Origin of the sequence: Mesobacterium pallidum (assembly GCF_019966535.1) — a bacterium.
In the GTDB taxonomy this organism is placed as follows: domain Bacteria; phylum Pseudomonadota; class Alphaproteobacteria; order Rhodobacterales; family Rhodobacteraceae; genus Mesobacterium; species Mesobacterium pallidum.
This window is the reverse complement of sequence record NZ_JAIMID010000015.1, coordinates 131,821-149,798: the sequence shown is the minus strand read 5'-3', so window position 1 is coordinate 149,798 and position 17,978 is coordinate 131,821. Positions and strand designations below refer to the sequence as shown.

16 protein-coding genes are annotated in these 17,978 nt (G+C 67.7%); 11 read left to right on the top strand and 5 right to left on the bottom strand.

Translation table 11 applies throughout. The features are described 5' to 3' along the window. Positions 1–296: 296 nt before the first annotated feature. A complete protein-coding gene (locus MF270_RS19880) occupies positions 297–1,115 on the bottom strand; it encodes a sulfotransferase family protein (protein WP_238367530.1) in 819 nt (272 codons plus the stop codon). A 159-nt stretch (positions 1,116–1,274) separates the two neighbouring features. Between MF270_RS19880 and MF270_RS19875 the strand changes: the two genes are divergently transcribed. The 5 genes from MF270_RS19875 to polA all read left to right on the top strand — a co-directional run bounded on the left by MF270_RS19875 (position 1,275) and on the right by polA (position 7,103). Next, complete coding sequence (locus MF270_RS19875; protein WP_238367529.1) at positions 1,275–2,852, top strand: DUF5928 domain-containing protein; 1,578 nt, start codon at positions 1,275–1,277, stop codon at positions 2,850–2,852. An 8-nt stretch (positions 2,853–2,860) separates the two neighbouring features. Next, positions 2,861–3,229: a histidine triad nucleotide-binding protein gene (locus tag MF270_RS19870; RefSeq protein WP_238367528.1), complete on the top strand. Its 369-nt coding sequence runs from the start codon at positions 2,861–2,863 to the stop codon at positions 3,227–3,229. Between the two features lie 148 nt (positions 3,230–3,377). Beyond that, positions 3,378–3,560, top strand: coding sequence for a zinc-finger domain-containing protein (locus MF270_RS19865; RefSeq protein WP_238367527.1), 183 nt, complete (start codon positions 3,378–3,380; stop codon positions 3,558–3,560). Beyond that, positions 3,503–4,222, top strand: a complete 720-nt coding sequence (locus MF270_RS19860) for a DUF2459 domain-containing protein (RefSeq protein WP_238367526.1) — start codon at positions 3,503–3,505, stop codon at positions 4,220–4,222. Before MF270_RS19865 ends, MF270_RS19860 begins: the two co-directional genes overlap by 58 nt. Before the next feature lie 67 nt (positions 4,223–4,289). Beyond that, positions 4,290–7,103 carry a DNA polymerase I gene (gene polA, locus MF270_RS19855; RefSeq protein WP_238367525.1) on the top strand — a complete coding sequence of 938 codons (2,814 nt, stop codon included), beginning with the start codon at positions 4,290–4,292 and terminating at the stop codon, positions 7,101–7,103. Between the two features lie 136 nt (positions 7,104–7,239). Here the strand turns inward: polA and MF270_RS19850 are convergent, their stop codons facing one another. Then, positions 7,240–7,647: a MerR family transcriptional regulator gene (locus MF270_RS19850; RefSeq protein ID WP_238367524.1), complete on the bottom strand. Its 408-nt coding sequence runs from the start codon at positions 7,645–7,647 to the stop codon at positions 7,240–7,242. 75 nt (positions 7,648–7,722) lie between these two features. On the opposite strand from MF270_RS19850, the gene MF270_RS19845 reads away from it, so the two are divergent. Both MF270_RS19845 and MF270_RS19840 read left to right on the top strand, forming a co-directional pair. Further along, a complete protein-coding gene (locus MF270_RS19845) occupies positions 7,723–8,637 on the top strand; it encodes a cation diffusion facilitator family transporter (protein WP_238367523.1) in 915 nt (304 codons plus the stop codon). A 9-nt stretch (positions 8,638–8,646) separates the two neighbouring features. After that, complete coding sequence (locus MF270_RS19840) at positions 8,647–9,522, top strand: acyl-CoA thioesterase (protein WP_238367522.1); 876 nt, start codon at positions 8,647–8,649, stop codon at positions 9,520–9,522. Here MF270_RS19840 and MF270_RS19835 read toward each other — a convergent pair whose 3' ends face one another. The 3 genes from MF270_RS19835 to MF270_RS19825 all read right to left on the bottom strand — a co-directional run bounded on the left by MF270_RS19835 (position 9,523) and on the right by MF270_RS19825 (position 11,256). Beyond that, a complete protein-coding gene (locus MF270_RS19835) occupies positions 9,523–10,227 on the bottom strand; it encodes a helix-turn-helix transcriptional regulator (protein ID WP_238367521.1) in 705 nt (234 codons plus the stop codon). Continuing rightward, on the bottom strand, positions 10,227–10,595 hold the full coding sequence (locus tag MF270_RS19830) for a VOC family protein (RefSeq protein ID WP_238367520.1): 369 nt from the start codon (positions 10,593–10,595) through the stop codon (positions 10,227–10,229). Before MF270_RS19830 ends, MF270_RS19835 begins: the two co-directional genes overlap by 1 nt. Before the next feature lie 70 nt (positions 10,596–10,665). Next, a complete protein-coding gene (locus MF270_RS19825) occupies positions 10,666–11,256 on the bottom strand; it encodes a DUF1285 domain-containing protein (RefSeq protein ID WP_238367519.1) in 591 nt (196 codons plus the stop codon). Positions 11,257–11,323: 67 nt separating this feature from the next. Here MF270_RS19825 and MF270_RS19820 point away from each other — a divergent pair, with 67 nt between their 5' ends. Genes MF270_RS19820 through MF270_RS19805 form a run of 4 tightly spaced genes read left to right on the top strand, consistent with a single transcriptional unit; the run spans position 11,324 to position 17,974 of the window. After that, positions 11,324–12,325, top strand: a complete 1,002-nt coding sequence (locus tag MF270_RS19820) for an AAA family ATPase (protein WP_238367518.1) — start codon at positions 11,324–11,326, stop codon at positions 12,323–12,325. After that, positions 12,322–13,197, top strand: a complete 876-nt coding sequence (locus MF270_RS19815) for a DUF58 domain-containing protein (protein WP_238367517.1) — start codon at positions 12,322–12,324, stop codon at positions 13,195–13,197. Before MF270_RS19820 ends, MF270_RS19815 begins: the two co-directional genes overlap by 4 nt. After that, complete coding sequence (locus MF270_RS19810) at positions 13,194–15,935, top strand: DUF4159 domain-containing protein (protein ID WP_238367516.1); 2,742 nt, start codon at positions 13,194–13,196, stop codon at positions 15,933–15,935. The genes MF270_RS19815 and MF270_RS19810 overlap by 4 nt, the downstream gene beginning before the upstream one ends. Next, positions 15,932–17,974, top strand: coding sequence for a hypothetical protein (locus MF270_RS19805; protein ID WP_238367515.1), 2,043 nt, complete (start codon positions 15,932–15,934; stop codon positions 17,972–17,974). Before MF270_RS19810 ends, MF270_RS19805 begins: the two co-directional genes overlap by 4 nt. The last annotated feature ends 4 nt before the right edge of the window (positions 17,975–17,978 follow it).

Genomic DNA, 17,978 nt, shown 5'->3' with positions numbered 1-17,978 from the left:
CCGCGCCGGGCCGGTGACGTCCGGGCGGTGTTGGCGGCGGTGGGCTTGGTCTGTGGGTGGTTGCGGCTCGGGGGGCGAGCCGCGGGGGGGGCGCCGGCTGCCGCCGGCGCGGGGGGGGCCAGCCCCCCGTCGCCTGCGGCGACTCCCCCCGGCGGTATTTTCGGACCAAGGAAGAGATGGGCGGGGCGCCTGGTACTGGCCGGGCTTGGGGGCGCTGCCCCCGTCCGCCCAAGGGCGGACTCCCCCGAGGTATTTTCAAAACGATGAAGGGCTGGGGGTGCGGGGACCCCGAGGGGTCATTCGCCGAGCTTGGCGTGGATTTCCTCGAGGTCGATCTCGCCCACCGGCATCTTGTTGGCCGGGTTGTCGAAATCGTATTTGAACATGCGGAAATCGCGGTAGTAGATTTCCCACATCAGGTGCATCGAGAGGTCGTCGAAATAATCCTCGACCGGGTGGGCGCGTTTTGGCCCGTGGCCTTCGCTTTCGTTGAAGCGGGGGATGTTGGTCAGGTCGACCGGCACCCTGGTCTTCACCGCGTTGAGGACCTGGCCCATGCCGTCCTCGAAGCTTTCTGTCCAGAAGATCTTGTCGTAGCGGCCGCCGTTGACGATGAAGGTCGAGACATGGCCAGACATGGCCGACCAGTGGATGTCCGGGTCCATCGGACGGCGCCAGCGGATGGTGTCGCGGGCGAAGAGCAGGAAGCGGCGGAAGCTGCGGATCTGGTCGAAGTCTTCCGTGCCGTCCTCGCCGCCGACCTCGATCCCGTATTTCTGCACCAGCATCGGCACCAGGTTGCCGCGATAGCGCCGGCCGTTGCGCTGGATGCCGCAGATCTTGTCGAAGAAGGACGACAGGATGCGCGTGTAGGGGTTGCGCACGCAGGTGAAGGCAAAGGTCCGGTGGTCGCGCACGTTGCCTTCGATCAGCGGCTGGCTGTCGTCGAGCGCCCATTTGTGCAGCCCCTCCTTGGCGTCATGGATGTCGCCGTCGAAGAATTCGCCATGGTCGGAATAGAACATGATCTGCCCGATGGTCGAGCAGGCGCATTTCGGCACCACCCGGTAGAGCAGGCTTTCGCTTTGTGTCATCCACGTGCCGGGAAATCCCATTGTGCGCCCCTTGCTGCCCCTTGTTTTGCCGGTCTTATACGACAGCGGGCAAAAGCAGGGAAAGCCCGTTTCGCGCGCGTCCTTTCCGGGTTTATTCAGCTCTCGTTCACCATTATGCCTGTAGATGAGACCCGTCCGGAAAGGTAAACGCGCGTCGTCATGGCAAAAATTGCCTTCATACTGCTGTGTCACAAGGATCCTGACGCCATCATCAAGCAGGCGCAGCGGCTGACCGCGGCCGGCGATTACATGGCGATCCATTTCGACGCGCGCGCGAAAAAGGCCGATTACGACAAGATCCGCACGGCTCTGGCCAAGAACCCCAACGTCACCTTTGCCCGCAAGCGGATCAAGTGCGGCTGGGGGGAATGGTCCCTCGTGCAGGCGACGCTCAACGCGCTCGAGATGGCGGTGGATGCCTTTCCGCGGGCCACGCATTTCTACATGCTCTCGGGCGATTGCATGGCGATCAAGTCGGCCGAATACGCGCATGATTTCCTGGATCGCGAGGAAGTCGATTACATCGAGAGCTTCGATTATTTCGACAGTGACTGGATCAAGACTGGCTGGAAGGAAGAGCGGCTGATCTACCGCCACTGGTTCAACGAGCGCACGCAGAAGCGGCGGTTCTACGCGATGTTCCAGGCGCAGATGCGGCTGGGCCTGACGCGCGAGATCCCGGCGGACCTGCAGATCATGATCGGCAGCCAGTGGTGGTGCCTGCGCCGCCGCACCTGCGAATGGGTGCTGGATTTCTGCCGCCAGCGCCCGGATGTCATGCGTTTCTTCCGCACCACCTGGATTCCGGACGAGACCTTCTTTCAGACCATCGTGCGCCACATCGTCCCGGAACGGGAGATCCGGTCGCGCACGCTGACCTTCCTGATGTTCACCGACTACGGGATGCCGGTGACTTTCTACAACGACCATTACGACCTGCTGCTGAGCCAGGACGCCCTGTTCGCGCGCAAGATCAGCCCCGAGGCGACCGAGCTCAAGCGCCGGCTCGGGGTGCTCTATGCCTCCGAAGGGGTGAAGTTCCAGATCTCGAACGAGGGGCGGAGCCTGTTCAAGTTCCTGGTCGATCGGGGCCGGCTGGGGCGGCGCTTCGCCATGCGGTTCTGGGAAACGGAAAGCACATTCGGCCGCGAACGCGAGCTGCTGATCGTGGTGTGCAAGAAATGGCACGTGGCGAAACGCCTGGTGGACCGCATCCGCCAGATGACGAACGTGCCTTGCATCGAATACCTCTTCAACGAAGAGCACACGGCCTTGCCGGACCTCGGCGGCATCCAGTCAACCATGGGCAAGCGGCACCGCCACCGGCGGGCGCTGATCCGAATGCTCTTCGACTATTACGATACCGACCGGCTGATCATCTGTCTCGACCCGGGCAACGTGGACCTGATGCAGGATTTCTGCTCCGACCGCTCGGTGTCGCGGATCCTCGAGCTGGAATGCGTCTTTACCGACGCCTACCTCATCGGCCACGCCAGGCGCGTCGGGCTGGCGGGCGAACGCACACCGCAGGAGACGCTCGAACGGCTCATGCCGACCATCCGCAACGACATCGTCCACGAAAGCGACCGCATCCGGGACCAGGGCTTCCCGCACCATGAAAAGATGCGCCAGGCCGACACGCCGGAACAGAACGCGCCCGCGCTCGAACGCTTCCTTGCGATTTCTCATGACAAGGCCCTAGAACTGGCCCGGACCGACCACCTGTTTTCCGACTGAGGACAAAAATGGCCTACGCCTACGACGACCATAACATATTTGCGAAAATCCTGCGCGGCGAGATTCCCAACAGCACGGTGACCGAGACGGAGCACACGCTCGCCTTCAACGACATCGCCCCGCAGGCGCCGACCCATGTGCTGGTGATCCCCAAGGGCGCCTATGTCTGCGCCGATCACTTCATGGCCGAGGCGAGCGATGCCGAGCTGCTGGATTTCCACCGCACCGTCGCAAGGATCGTCGCCGACCTCGGCCTGCAGGCCGACGGCTACCGCACCATCGCCAATGCCGGCAGCCACGGCGTGCAGGAGGTGCCGCATTACCACCTCCACATCCTCGCCGGACGTCCACTGGGCCGGATGCTCGACAAGGCGTGACGATCCGCTCTTCATTGTGCCCGTAAACTCCGGGGTGAGCCCCGGCACGGGGCGAGGGGGCTGGCCCCCTCTTCCCCCCTCTCCCCTTGCGGGCCCCCGCCCAATCGCGGATAAACGCCGCAACGCAATATCGCCACGAGGCATGGACATGACCATCGAAGCCCCGGAAACCAAGATCGTCGACAGCTGGAAGATCGCCTGCGACGGCGGCGAAGGCGCGCTGGGCCATCCCCGCGTCTGGCTGACCATCCCGCATGACGAGGGCTTCGTCGAATGCCCCTATTGCGACTGCAAATACGTGCACAGATCGGCCGAGGGCAAAGCCGCCTGAGCAAGCTGCGGACCTTTCTGCGTGGCATCTTCCTCGGCCTCGCACTCGTCCTCGGGGGCTTTGCCGTCGCCGGCGTGATCGGCGCCGCGATCCCCAACGGTGAGACGGGCGGCGGGGACGGCCCGGTCACCGTCCACCTACTGGCCGGTCCCATCCACTACGACTTCCTGCTGCCCGCCGACGGCACGACCCGCGCCGATTTCGCCTTTGCGACCGCGGGCGGCGTGCCGGTGGACGACCCCCGCGCCCGCTGGATCGTCGCCGGATGGGGCGCGGCGGCCTTCTACACCACCGCCGGCACCTATGCCGACGTCCAGCCCGGCGCGGTGCTGCGCGGCATCGTCGGCGACGGGTCGGTGCTGCATGTCTCGGTCGCCGGCGCGCTCCGCGATGACCTCCCGCTCCGCACCCTGCGCCTGACGCAGGCCGAGTACGACCGCCTCAAGCGCGCCATCCTCGCCAGCGCCCCCGATCCGACCTTTGCCGCGTCCGGCTTCGGCCCCACCGACGCCTTCTTCGCCAGCCCCGAACGCTTTCACCTCTTTCGCACCTGCAACGTCTGGGTGGCCGAGGTCATGGCCCGCGCGGGCCTGCGCTTTGGCCGCTGGACTCCGGCGCCCTATTCCGTGACCCTCGCACACCGGCTCTTCCAGGCCGAATGACGGCCTTCCCTCTGGCCCCCGCGCGCGCCCCGTGGCAAACCATGGCCCAGGACACAAGGAGCGCGACATGGCATTCGGCAAAGGCTGTCACCTTCACCTGATCGACGGATCGGCCTACATCTTCCGCGCCTACCACGCGCTGCCCCCGTTGACGCGAAAATCCGACGGGCTGCCCATCGGCGCGGTCAGCGGCTTTTGCAACATGCTCCAGCGCTACGTCGAGGGGAACAATGCCGCCGGGGACGTGACCCATGTGGCCGTGATCTTCGACAAGGGCAGCCATACCTTCCGCAACGACCTTTACGACCTCTACAAGGCCAACCGCGAGGCCATGCCCGAGGACCTGCGCCCGCAGATCCCCCTGACCCGGGCTGCGACCGAGGCGTTCAACATCGCCTGCAAGGAAATCGAGGGCTTCGAGGCCGACGACATCATGGCCACCCTCGCCCACATGGCCCGCGATGCCGGCGGGCAGGTCACGATCCTCAGCTCCGACAAGGACCTGATGCAGCTCGTGGGTGACGGGGTCGAGATGCTCGACCCGATGAAGAACAAGCGCATCGACCGCGACGGGGTGATCGAGAAATTCGGCGTCGGCCCCGAGGGGGTGGTGGACGTGCAGGCGCTGGCCGGCGATTCGGTCGACAACGTGCCCGGCGCGCCCGGCATCGGCATCAAGACCGCCGCCTTGCTCATCAACGAATTCGGCTCGCTCGAAGAGCTCCTGGACCGCGCCGAAGAGATCAAGCAGCCCAAGCGCCGCCAGACGCTGATCGACAATCGCGACCAGATCCTGCTGTCGAAGCGGCTCGTGCAGCTCGATTGCCACATGGAGCTGCCCTTCACCCTCGACGATCTCGAGGTACAGGATCCCGACCCCGACAAACTGCTGGGCTTCCTGGCCGAGATGGAGTTCCGCACCCTGTCCAAGCGCATCGCCGACCAGATGGGCGTCGCCGCCCCGGTGATCGAGGACAAGCCCGCCCCCGATGCCGCGCCCGAGGAGGCGGTCGAAGAGATCCCCTTCGACACCTCGAAATACGAATGGGTCCGCGACCGCGCCGCGCTGGACGCCTGGATCGCGCGGATCAAGGCCCGCGGCTACGTCGCCATCGACACCGAGACCACGGGCCTCAACGAGATGACCGTGGACCTTGTCGGCATCTCGCTTTGCGTCACGGCTGGCGAGGCCTGCTATATCCCCCTCGCCCACAAGGCCTCGGGCGGAGAGGGCCTGTTCGCCGACGACGCCCCGGCCGAGGGCCAGCTGCCGATGGACGAGGTGCTCGACGCCCTGCGCCCCGTGCTGACCGATCCGGCGATCCTGAAGATCGGCCAGAACATGAAATACGACGCCAAGATCCTGTCCCGCTACGGGATCGAGGTGGCGCCGATCGACGACACCATGCTGATGTCCTACGCCATGCACGCGGGCATCCACGGCCACGGCATGGACCTGCTGAGCGAACGCTATCTCGGCCATGCCCCGATCCCGATCAAGGACCTGCTGGGCTCGGGCAAGTCGATGATCACCTTCGACCTCGTGCCCATCGAAAAGGCCGTGGAATACGCGGCCGAGGATGCCGACATCACCCTGCGCCTCTGGGAATTGCTGAAACCGCAGCTGCACCGCAAGCGCGTCACCCGCGTCTACGAGGGGCTGGAACGCCCGCTGGTGCCGGTGCTGAAGCGGATGGAAATGGCGGGCATCAAGGTCGACCGCGACACGCTCAGCCGCATGTCCAACGCCTTCGCGCAGAAGATGGCGGGGCTGGAACACGAGATCACCGAACAGGCGGGCCGCGAGTTCAACATCGGCTCGCCCAAGCAGCTGGGCGAGATCCTCTTCGACGAGCTCTCGCTGACCCTGCCCGACGGCAAGGCGCCGAAAAAGACCAAGACCGGGGCCTATGGCACCGGGGCCGACGTGCTCGAAGACCTCGCCACCGTGCATGAACTGCCGCGGCTGATCCTCGACTGGCGCCAGCTCAGCAAGCTGAAATCGACCTATACCGATGCGCTGCAGGAACACATCAACCCCGAGACGGGCCGCGTGCACACGTCCTATTCCATCGCCGGGGCCAACACCGGGCGGCTGGCGTCCACGGATCCGAACCTGCAGAACATCCCCGTCCGATCCGAGGAAGGCCGCCGCATCCGCGAGGCCTTCGTCGCGCCCGAGGGGCGGCGCATCGTCAGCCTCGATTACAGCCAGATCGAACTGCGCATCCTCGCCCATATTGCCGATATCGACGCGCTCAAGCAGGCCTTCCGCGAAGGCCAGGACATCCACGCCGCCACCGCGTCGGAAATGTTCGGCGTGCCGCTGGACCAGATGACGTCCGACGTGCGCCGCCAGGCCAAGGCGATCAACTTCGGCGTGATCTACGGCATCTCGGGCTTTGGCCTTGCCCGCAACCTGCGCATCCCGCGGGCCGAGGCGCAGGGCTTCATCGACCGCTATTTCGAACGCTTCCCCGGCATCAAGGATTACATGGACGACACGGTCGCCTTCGCCAAGGAACACGACCGGGTCGAGACGCTGTTCGGCCGCGTCATCCACACACCCGAGATCAACGCCAAGGGCCCCCATGCCGGCTTTGCCCGCCGCGCCGCGATCAACGCGCCGATCCAGGGCACCGCCGCCGACATCATCCGCCGCGCCATGATCCGCATGGACGACGCGATCCAGGGCATCGACGCGCGGATGCTCCTCCAGGTCCACGACGAACTGATCTTCGAAGTGGCCGAGGACGCGGTCGACCCGCTGATCGCCACCGCGCGCGAGGTGATGGAAAGCGCCTGCGACCCCATCGTCAAACTCGACGTGCCGCTTGTGGTCGATGCGGGGCAAGGCGCCAACTGGGCCGAGGCGCACTAGCCCCTGGACGGGCCTGATGGGCCGCCCTGGCCCCGCCTTTCATCTTTCCACACATATGCAAATCCACCCCACCCGGCCGCGCCTCGGCCCGGTGGGGGCCGCACCCCCTGCTTTCATTATTCCACAAATACTCAAATCACCCGGCCGGATGCGCGCCCTCGCATTGGGCATGGTCCCCGAAGGCCTCCACCACGCGGCAGGGGCCGTCGCCGTCGCACAGCCCCGCGATCCGCTCCAGCTCGGCCTCCAGCCGTTTCAGCCGCGCGATGCGGTCGCGCACGCCCTCCAGGTGATCGCGGGCGATGGCATGGGCCGAGGCATGGTCGCCATCCTCCATCCCGATCAGCGCGCGGATCGCCTCGAGCGGCAGGCCAAGATCCCGCGCATGGCGGATGAAGCCCAGCCGCTCGAGCCCACGCCGGGAATAGCGGCGCTGGCCGCCCTCCGTGCGCCCGTCGTTGGCGATCAACCCCTGCCCTTCGTACCAGCGGATCGTCGTCACCTTGACACCCGTGCGACGGGACAGCTCCCCTATCGAAAACATCGCGCGGCCCTCTTGAAGCTACAGTCGCTATAGGGATTACATGTCAAGGCGCACCCGATTCGCAAGGAGAGCGCCATGCCGCATGATCATTCGCACCACGACCATCACCACCCCGACGCCGATCTCGGCGACCGCCGCGTCGCTGCGGCCATCGGGGTCAACATCCTGCTCACGGTCGTGCAGATCGTGGCCGGGGTCGTCTCGGGCTCGCTCGCTCTGGTGGCGGATGCGATCCACAACCTTTCGGACGCGCTGAGCCTGGTCATCGCCTTTGCCGCCGGCCGGGTGGCGCGGCGCGGGGCCGACAGCGCCATGACCTTCGGTTATGGCCGGGCCGAGGTGGTCGCCGCCTTCGTCAACTACGTGACGCTGATCGTCGTGGCGCTCTACCTCGCGGCCGAGGGGGTGCAGCGGCTGCTGAACCCGGCCGAGATCGAGGGATGGATCGTCGTCATCGTCGCCGGCATCGCGCTGGTGATCGACACTGTCACCGCCCTGCTGGTCTTCCGCCTGTCGAAGGACAGCATGAACATCCGCGCGGCTTTCCTGCATAACGTGGCCGATGCGCTGGGCTCGGTCGCGGTGATCGTCGGCGGCACGCTGATCCTGCTTTACGACTGGCGGCTGGTCGATCCGATCATCACGCTGGGCATCTCGGGCTATATCCTCTGGCATTCCTGGCTGGGCCTGAAACCCGCCGTGCAGGTGCTGATGCTGGCCGCGCCCGAGGATCCGGCGGTCGAGGACGTGCTGGGCACGCTGCAGGCCGTGCCCGGGGTCGGATCGGTCCACCACCTGCACCTCTGGCGCATGCAGGAACACGAGGTCGCGCTCGAGTCGCATATCGTGCTGAACGACGACGCCGACCCGGATGTGACCCGAAAGGCGATCCGCGACGCCTTGGCCGCAACGTTCCGGGTCCGGCACACGACGCTGCAGATGGAACTTCCCGCCCATGCCTGCGACAATGCCCCGGTGATCGGGCATTAGGGAAACGGCATGGACGTGAACGAGATACTGGACGCCTTCGTCAAGGTGCTGGACGTGGAGCCGGTCGAGGCGAACTTCTTTCGCGGGTTGCCGCAGCCCGGCGCCAAGGGGCGGACCTTCGGCGGGCAGGTGATCGCCCAGGCGCTGATGTCGGCGATCAAGACGGTCGAACCGGACAAGCCCGCCCATTCCCTGCACGCCTATTTCATGCGCGGCGGCGATGCCACGGCCCCCGTCCTTTACCGGGTCGAGCGGGACCGCGACGGGCGCAGTTTCGCCACGCGCCGCGTCATCGCGATCCAGAACGGCCAGCCGATCCTGAACCTCGCCGCCTCGTTCCACCATGTCGAGGACGGCTGGTCCCACCAGGACCCGCTGCCGGATGTCCCGCCCCCCGAGGACCTGCCGGACGAGACCGAGCTGGGCGAGCGGATGGCGGACCAGCTGCCCGAGGAGACGCTGGAATTCCTGCGCCGCCCCAAGCCGGTCGAGATCCGGCCGGTGATCCCGCGCCCGCCCTTCGACCGCAGCCCGCGCCCGCCGGTCCAGCGGGTCTGGATCAGGGCCGTTGGCCCGATGCCCGACGATCCGGCGCTGCACCGGGCGGGGCTGGCCTTTGCGTCGGATTTCGCGCTGATGGGCACGGCGATGGTGCCGCATGCGCTGGCCTTCGGTGATCCGGACATCATGACCGCCAGCCTCGACCATGCGCTGTGGCTGCACGAGGATTTCCGGTTCGACGACTGGCTGCTCTACGACATGGACAGCCCCTGGTCGGGCGGCGCGCGCGGGCTGAACCGGGGGCGGTTCTTTACCCGCGACGGGCGGCTGGTGGCCGAGGCGGTGCAGGAAGGGCTGATGCGCCCGATCCGGCCCCGTACATGATCAGCCCAGCGGCGGGTTGCGCCGGTTCCGATAGGCCTCGGTCGCGTAGAAATCGCGCAAGGTCTGGCCGGGGAGGGGCTTGAACGGCCCCGCCTCTTCCAGCCCCGCGATCCGGTCCAGCCGGAACATGCGGAAATCCTGCCGCAGCTCGCACCAGGCGATGATCGTCCAGACCTTGCCCCAGAACCACAGCCCCAGCGGGCGGATCACCCGTTCGGTCGGGGTGCCGCTTTCGTCGGCATAATCCATGTCGAGCCGGACGTGGCGGTTGGCGGCGTCCTCGATCTGGTCGATGCGCGCGCGGTCCTCGTCCGTCAGGCCCGAGATATGCAGCGCATGGACCTGCACCGCCTCGGCCCGCGCTTTGGCACCATCCGGCAGGACCGAGCCGATCTTGATCAGCGCCTCTTCGGCCGCGGCGGCCATGCCCGCCCCGCCCCAGGCACGGATCATCCGGGCCCCGGCCACCAGCGCCACGATCTCGGCATTGGTGAACATCAGCGGCGGCACGTCATAGCCCTGCCGCATGACATAACCGACCCCGGCCTCGCCTTCGATGGGCACGCCGGAGCCGATCAGGTCTGCCACGTCGCGGTAGATGGTGCGTTTGCTGACCTCGAGCCGCGTGGCCAGCGTCTCGGCCGTGATCAGCCGACCGCCGCGCAGGTATTGCACGATCTGGAACAGGCGGTCGGCCCGGCGCATCAGGCGGCCTTGGCTTCGAAGAGGCCGATGGAATTGCCGTCGGGGTCCAGCGCATAGGCAAAGCGGCCCACCGGAATTGCGATTACCGGCGACACGACCTTGCCGCCCGCCCCGTCGCAACGCGCCATCGCGTCCTCGAGCGGGCCGGGCGTGGCGAGGTGAATGGTATTTCCCTGCCCCGCGGCCGAGGGCTTGCCCGGGTAAAGGTGGCCGCCGCAGACGCCGTCGCTGTTGCCGAAGACCGCCATCGGATTCGGCCCCGAGGTGTCGAGCGTCAGCGACCAGCCGAACACCTCGTTGTAGAAGGCCATCGCCTTGTCCATGTCGGTGACCGGGATCTCGGTCCAGACTGCGAATGCTTGGGTCATCGGATCATCTCCTTGTGTGTCGATGACCCTTAATGACATACCCCTGCTGACAGCATCCTGTCAGCATCCGTCAGGAGGGCAGCTCGGCCGAGGGGATGATCGGAAAGAACTGCCCGCCGGACCAGACGCCGAACCAGTCCTCGCCATCCAGCGACTCGGTCACCGCAAGATCGACGATCCGGTAGAAGGACTTGCGGTCGATCAGCGCCTCGAGATTGGCGCGCACCAGCACGTAGGGCGACGGCTCGCCCGTCTCGGGGTCGCGTTCGACACGGATCGGGTGGTCCGGCCCGGCGGCGGCAAAATCGCCCACGTGGGTCTCGAAGGTCAGAAGCTGGTCCCGCCCCTCGCTCTCCACCGTGAAATCCACCGCCACGAAGGGCGCGTCGTCGACGGTGATTCCCACCTTTTCGACCGGGGTGACCAGAAAGTAGTCCTCGTCATCTTTACGCAAAATTGATGAAAATAGGCGCACCAATTCGAAACGCCCTATCGGCGTCCCGAGGTAGAACCATGTGCCATCCCGCGCGATCCGCATGTCCAGATCGCCGCAAAACGGCGGATTCCACTTGTGAACGGGCGGCAGCCCGCCCTTGGTGGCCTTTTTCGCATGGGCCGCGAGGCCCTCGGCATCAGGTGTCACGATCTTTTGTGCGCTCATTGGTTTTGCCATTCTCCCTCGGCGCGATAGTGTTCCCTTACCATATAGAGACTTCAGGAGCGATGTCATGAGCGAGGACCTGGTGGCCGAGATCGAGGCGCTAGAGGCGAAACTGGCCGAGGCGCGGCAATCGATCACCGGACGCTTCATCGGGCAGGAGCGGATCGTGGACCTTGTCCTGTCGTCGCTGCTCTGCGGCGGACATGCGCTGCTGATCGGCCTGCCGGGTCTGGGCAAGACCCTGCTGGTCGAGACGCTGAGCACGGTGATGGGGCTGAACGGCAACCGCATCCAGTTCACGCCCGATCTGATGCCGGCGGACATTCTGGGGTCGGAAGTGCTCGAAACGGCGGCCAATGGCGGGCGCAGCTTCAAGTTTATCCCCGGCCCGATCTTCTGCCAGCTCTTGATGGCGGACGAGATCAACCGCGCCAGCCCGCGGACGCAATCGGCGCTGTTGCAGGCGATGCAGGAAAAGGTCGTGACCGTGGGCGGCGAGACGCGCCCCTTGGGCGCGCCCTTCCACGTGCTCGCCACGCAGAACCCGATCGAGCAGGAGGGGACCTACCCCCTGCCCGAGGCGCAGCTTGACCGCTTCCTGCTGCAGGTCGACGTGACCTATCCCGACCGCAAGACCGAACGGGACATCCTGCTGGCCACCACCGGCGTCGAGACCGGAGAAGTTCGCCCCGTCTTCACCGCCGAAGAGCTGATCGCCGCACAGCAGCTGCTGCGGCGGATGCCGGTGGGCGACGCAGTGGTCGAGACGATCCTCGATCTGGTCCGCGCCTTCCGACCCGATGACGAGACCGCCGGCCAGCGCGTCAAGGATACGGTCGCCTGGGGCCCCGGCCCGCGTGCCGCGCAGGCGCTGATGCTGACCGTGCGCGCCCGTGCGTTGTTGCAGGGGCGCCTCGCGCCGTCCGTCGAGGACGTGATCGACATGGCCCGCCCGGTCCTGTCGCACCGCATGTCGCTGCGGTTCGCCGCGCGGGCGCGGGGCGACAGCCTCACCGATCTCATCGACGAAACGGTGGCGCAGATCACCCGGGTCGGGGCCGCCGCGTGAGCAACGTCACCCAGCTTCGTGTCCGGGCGGAGGCAGAGGCCGCCGTCCTTCCGCCGCTGCTGGCGCGGGCCGAGCAATTGGCCGGCACCGTCCTGCTGGGCGAACACGGCCGGCGGCGGTCGGGGCTGGGCGACGATTTCTGGCAATACCGCCCCGTGCGCGAGGGCGACATGCGCCGCATGATCGACTGGCGCCGATCGGGCCGGTCGGACGAACAGTTCGTGCGCGAAAAGGAATGGCAGATCGCGCAATCGGTGATGCTCTGGTGCGACCAGGCGGCCTCGATGCGCTTTTCGGGTCACAAGGACCGCCAGGAAAAGGCCGACCGCGCGCGGCTGATGTCGCTGGCGCTGGGGATCCTGCTGATCCGCTCGGGCGAACGGGTGGGCCTGACCGGGGGCCTTCTGCCGCCGCGCCGGGGCGAGTTGCAGGTCCTGCGGCTGGCCGAGTTCTTTTCCAAGGACGCCCCCGACGATTACGCCGCCCCCGAGGCGCGGGCGATGCTGCCCCATGCCCGGGCAGTGTTCATCTCGGACTTCCTTGGCGACATCGACGCGATCGAGGCGGCACTGACCAAGGCTGCCGACCGCGGCGTGCGCGGGGTGCTCTTGCAGGTGCTCGACCCGGTCGAAGAGGCGTTCCCCTACGACGGCCGCGCGATCTTCGAATCCATGGGCGGGTCGCTGCGGCACGAAACGCTGAAGGCCGGAGAGCTGCGCGACCGCTACCTTCAACGCCTCGCAGAACGCCGCGCGCGGTTGCAGGAGATCTGCCACGTCACCTCCTGGCGCTTTGGCACCCATCACACGGATCACACGGCGCAAGAGGGGCTTCTCTGGCTCTGGCAGGCGCTTGACGGAGGGCGCGGATGACGCTGTTCGGTCTCATCGGGTTCACCTCGCCCTGGCTGCTGCTGGGCCTTGCCGCGCTGCCGATCCTCTGGATCATCCTGCGCGCCATCCCGCCCGCGCCGATCCGCCGCCGCTTTCCCGGCGTGGCGCTGCTGCTAGGCCTCACCGACGACGACCAGGTCAGCGACCGCACGCCCTGGTGGCTGCTGCTGCTGCGGATGCTGGCGGTCGCGGCAGTCATTATCGGCCTCTCGGGCCCCGTTCTGAACCCCGATACCGAAGAGGCCGGGTCCGGTCCGCTGCTGGTGGTGATGGATGCCAGCTGGGCCTCGGCCGCCAGCTGGCCGCAATCGCAAGAGGTGCTGGCCGGCGTGTTGTCCGAAGCGGGCCGCAACGGCCGCACCGTCGCCATGCTGCGCCTGACGGACCCCGAGGCGCCCGCCTTCCGCACCGCCGACAGCTGGCAGGGCCGCCTGCCCGGCCTTGCGCCCCTGCCGTGGGAGCCGCTGCCCGAGACGATGCAGAACATCGGCGACATGCTGGGCGACGACGATTTCGACACGCTCTGGCTGTCCGATGGCCTCGCCCGCGACGGGCGCGACGCGCTGCTGGCCACGCTGGAACAGCGCGGATCGGTCCGCGTGGTGGAATCGGCGCGCGACATCGTCGGCCTCAAGCCCGCCACCTTCGAGGACGGCGCGGTGCAGCTCTCGGCCCTGCGCAACCGCGCCGATGGCACCTCCGAGGTGATGATCGCCGCCCGCGGCCCCGACCCGTCGGGGGTCGAGCGGGTGCTGGCCTCCGTCCCGCTGACCTTCGAGGCTGGCGAAACTGAGGCGCAGGTCGCCCTGTCCCTGCCCGCCGAACTGCGCGGCCGGATCACACAGTTCGAGGTCGAGAACCAGCGCAGCGCCGGCGCGGTGAGCCTTTCCGACGACAGCCTGCGCCGCCGCGAAGTCGCGCTGATCGCCGGCCGTGACGACCGCGAGGGGCTTGAGCTGCTGTCGCCGCTGCACTTCCTGCACAAGGCTCTGGCGCCCACGGCCGATATCCTCGACGGCAACCTGATGGACATCCTGCCCGCCAATCCCGACGTGATCGTGCTGGCGGACGTCGCCACGCTCACCGAGGGCGAGGAAGACGCCCTGCTCGACTGGCTGGACAAGGGCGGCATGCTGCTGCGCTTTGCCGGGCCGCGCCTGGCCGCCAGCGACGTCAGCCGCACCGCCGAGGACCCGCTGATGCCCGTGCGCCTGCGCGCAGGCGGCCGCAGCGTCGGCGGCGCGATGAGCTGGGGCGAGCCCAAGACCCTCGCCCCCTTCCCCGAGGAGAGCCCCTTCTACGGCCTGCCCGTGCCCGATGACGTGACGGTGACCGCGCAGGTCATGGCCCAGCCCGACCCGACCCTGGCCGAGCGTGTGATCGCCCAGTTGACCGACGGCACGCCGCTGGTGACGCGCAAGCGGATCGGCGACGGGCAAGTGGTGCTGATGCATGTGACCGCGAATGCCGAATGGTCCTCACTGCCACTGTCGGGCCTCTTCGTGCAGATGCTGGAACGGCTGGCCGTGACCTCGGTCACCACCGCGCCCGAGGCGGCCGAGCTGGAAGGCTCGGTCTGGCAGCCGGTCTCGGTGCTGAACGCCGACGGCAGCTTGCGCGACGCAGGGACAATGCCCGGCGTCGATGGCGCGGCGCTGGCCGCCGATCCGCTGGGCCCGTCCCTGCTGCCCGGCGTCTACGAGGGCGAGGACCGCCGCATCGCGCGCAACGTGATCGGCTCCGACACGACCCTCGCGGCCACCGAATGGCCGGCCCGCATCCCCGTGCAGGGCCTCGTCCGCGCGGCCGAACTGCCGCTGGCCGGCGTCCTTCTGGCCGCCGCGCTGGTGCTGCTGCTGGTCGACATCATCGCCTCGCTCGCCCTGTCGGGCCGGTTGCGCGGGGCCACGGCGGTGGTCCTACTGGCCGCCGCCCTGCCCATGGGCGAGCTGCGCGCGCAAGGGATCGACCCGATCGAGGCGACCGCCGAGATGCGGCTGGCCCATGTCATCACCGGCGATTCCACGCTGGACGAAACCGCGCAAGCGGGCCTCAAGGGCCTGTCGGACACGCTGTTCTTCCGCACCTCGGTCGAACCGGCCGACCCCGTCGCCGTCAACCTCGAGACGGACGAGCTGGCCTTCTACCCGATGCTCTATTGGCCGATCACCCCGGACCAGCCGACCCCGTCCGAGGACGCCTATGTCAAGCTGAACGCCTACCTGCGGTCCGGTGGCCTTATCCTGTTCGACACCCGCGATGCGGACGTGGCCGGGTTCGGCACGGCCAGCCCGAACGGGCGCAAGCTGCAGGCGCTGGCCGCGCCGCTGGACATCCCCGCGCTGGAACCGGTTCCGACCGACCACGTGCTGACCCGCGCCTTCTACCTGCTCCAGGACTTCCCCGGCCGCTACGCCGGCCGCGGCGTCTGGGTCGAGGCCGCGCCGCCCGATGCGGAACAGATCGAAGGCATGCCCTTCCGCAACCTCAACGACGGCGTGACCCCGGTGGTGATCGGCGGGAATGACTGGGCCTCGGCCTGGGCAGTCACCGACTCGGGCCTGCCGATGTACCCCGTGGGCCGCGGTTTCGCCGGCGAACGGCAGCGTGAGCTGGCGATGCGCTTCGGCGTGAACCTCGTGATGCACGTGCTCACGGGCAATTACAAATCCGACCAGGTGCACGTGCCTGCGCTGCTGGACAGGCTGGGCCAATGACCGATGCCGTGATCTTCGACCCGATGCTGGCCTGGCCGGTGCTGGCCGTGCTGGCCGCGCTGGTGCTGGCGGGCACGGTGCTGGCCGCCTGGCGCGGGCTCTCGGGCTGGGCGCTGCGGGGCCTTGCGGGCCTCGTGATCCTCGGCGCGTTGGCGCAGCCCGCCTTCCGGCAGGAAGACCGCGCGCCGCTGTCGGACATCGTGCTGATGCTCGAGGATCGCAGCGCCAGCCAGTCGCTTTCCGACCGCCCGGACCAGACGCAAACCGCCGCCGATACGCTGGCCGCGCGGCTGGCGGCACGTCCCAACACCGAGGTGCGGCGCATCCCCGTAGGCGATGGCGAGGGCGACAGCGGCACCCAGCTGATGACCGCGCTCAACACTGCGCTGGCCGAGGAACCGCGCGGCCGCATCGCCGGGCTGATCGCCCTGTCGGACGGCCGGCTGCACGATCTCGACCGCGCGCCCGACCTGCCCGCCCCGCTGCACCTGGTGCTGACGGGGCGCGAGGATGACTGGGACCGCCGCCTCATCGTCCAGAACGCCCCCGCCTTCGCCATCCTGGGCGAGCCGGTGACGCTGACCCTGCGCATCGAGGACAGCGGCGCGGCGCCCGAAGGCGTCGTCTCGGTCCCCCTGCAGATCTCGATCGACGGCGAAGAGCCGCAGCAATTCGCCATGCCCATCGGCCAGGACATCGAACTGCCGATCGTGCTGCCCCATGGCGGGCGCAACGTGATCCAGTTCACCGTCCCGCAGGCGGACGGAGAGCTGACCGACCGCAACAACACCGCCCTCGTGCAGATCAACGGCGTGCGCGACCGACTGCGCGTGCTGCTGGTCTCGGGCGAGCCGCACCCGGGCGGGCGCACCTGGCGCAACCTCTTGAAATCCGACAGTTCCGTGGACCTGGTGCATTTCACCATCCTGCGTCCGCCGGAAAAGCAGGACGGCGTCCCGGTCGAGGAACTCAGCCTCATCGCCTTTCCGACGCGCGAGCTGTTCCTGGAAAAGATCGACGAATTCGACCTGATCATCTTCGACCGCTACAAGCGGCGCGGGATCCTGCCGTCGATCTACCTCGACAACGTCAGCCGTTACATCCGCGATGGCGGGGCCGTGCTGGTCGCCGCCGGGCCGGATTTCGCCAGTGCCGACAGTCTCTACCGCTCGCCCCTGGGCGAAGCGCTGCCTGCCGGGCCGACCGCGCGGGTGCTTGAGCAGGAGTATCTGCCGACCGTCACCGACGTGGGCAAACGGCACCCAGTGACCGCGGGCCTGACTGGCCCCGAGGACTGGGGCCGCTGGCTGCGCCAGGTCGAGATGGACGCGACCGCCGGCGACATCGTCATGACCGGGGCCGAGGACAACCCGCTGCTGATCCTCAACCGAGAGGGCGAGGGCCGCGTGGCGCTGCTGGCCTCGGACCAGGCCTGGCTTTGGGATCGCGGCTATGACGGCGGCGGGCCGCAGCTGGAACTGCTGCGCCGTCTGGCACACTGGATGATGAAGGAGCCCGAGCTGGAGGAAGAGGCGCTGTGGGCCGAGCCGACCGGCCGGACCATGCGCATCATCCGCCGCACGCTGGACGAGACCGTGCCGCCGGTCGTGATCACCACCCCTTCGGGCGAAGAGGTCACGCTGCCGCTGGAAGAGGTCGCGCCGGGCCGGTTCGAAACGCTCTACGAGGGGCCCGAGATCGGGCTCTACCGGCTGGCCAATGGCGAGCAGGAGGCGGTGATCGGCCTTGGCCCCTCGGCCCCGCGCGAATTCGAGCAGACCATCGCCACGGGCGAGTTGATGGAGCCGCTGATCGAGACACGTCGCGGCGGCATCCGCCGGATCGAGGAGGGCGTGCCCGTCCTGCGCGACGTGGCCGAAGGGCGACCCGCCGCCGGGCGTGGCTGGATCGGCCTCACCCCACGCGAGGCCTATGAGACGCTGGACATGCGCCAGATGCCGCTGCTGCCGCCCTGGCTGGTGCTGATCCTGGCCTCTGCCCTGATCGTTGCCGGCTGGCTGCGCGAGGGGCGCAGCTGACCCG

Coding starts and splice junctions, on each gene's coding strand:
- MF270_RS19880 (WP_238367530.1), bottom strand. CDS start 1,115: ATGGGATTTCCCGGCACGTGGATGACACAAAGCGAAAGCCTGCTCTAC.
- MF270_RS19875 (WP_238367529.1), top strand. CDS start 1,275: ATGGCAAAAATTGCCTTCATACTGCTGTGTCACAAGGATCCTGACGCC.
- MF270_RS19870 (WP_238367528.1), top strand. CDS start 2,861: ATGGCCTACGCCTACGACGACCATAACATATTTGCGAAAATCCTGCGC.
- MF270_RS19865 (WP_238367527.1), top strand. CDS start 3,378: ATGACCATCGAAGCCCCGGAAACCAAGATCGTCGACAGCTGGAAGATC.
- MF270_RS19860 (WP_238367526.1), top strand. CDS start 3,503: ATGCCCCTATTGCGACTGCAAATACGTGCACAGATCGGCCGAGGGCAA.
- polA (WP_238367525.1), top strand. CDS start 4,290: ATGGCATTCGGCAAAGGCTGTCACCTTCACCTGATCGACGGATCGGCC.
- MF270_RS19850 (WP_238367524.1), bottom strand. CDS start 7,647: ATGTTTTCGATAGGGGAGCTGTCCCGTCGCACGGGTGTCAAGGTGACG.
- MF270_RS19845 (WP_238367523.1), top strand. CDS start 7,723: ATGCCGCATGATCATTCGCACCACGACCATCACCACCCCGACGCCGAT.
- MF270_RS19840 (WP_238367522.1), top strand. CDS start 8,647: ATGGACGTGAACGAGATACTGGACGCCTTCGTCAAGGTGCTGGACGTG.
- MF270_RS19835 (WP_238367521.1), bottom strand. CDS start 10,227: ATGCGCCGGGCCGACCGCCTGTTCCAGATCGTGCAATACCTGCGCGGC.
- MF270_RS19830 (WP_238367520.1), bottom strand. CDS start 10,595: ATGACCCAAGCATTCGCAGTCTGGACCGAGATCCCGGTCACCGACATG.
- MF270_RS19825 (WP_238367519.1), bottom strand. CDS start 11,256: ATGAGCGCACAAAAGATCGTGACACCTGATGCCGAGGGCCTCGCGGCC.
- MF270_RS19820 (WP_238367518.1), top strand. CDS start 11,324: ATGAGCGAGGACCTGGTGGCCGAGATCGAGGCGCTAGAGGCGAAACTG.
- MF270_RS19810 (WP_238367516.1), top strand. CDS start 13,194: ATGACGCTGTTCGGTCTCATCGGGTTCACCTCGCCCTGGCTGCTGCTG.
- MF270_RS19805 (WP_238367515.1), top strand. CDS start 15,932: ATGACCGATGCCGTGATCTTCGACCCGATGCTGGCCTGGCCGGTGCTG.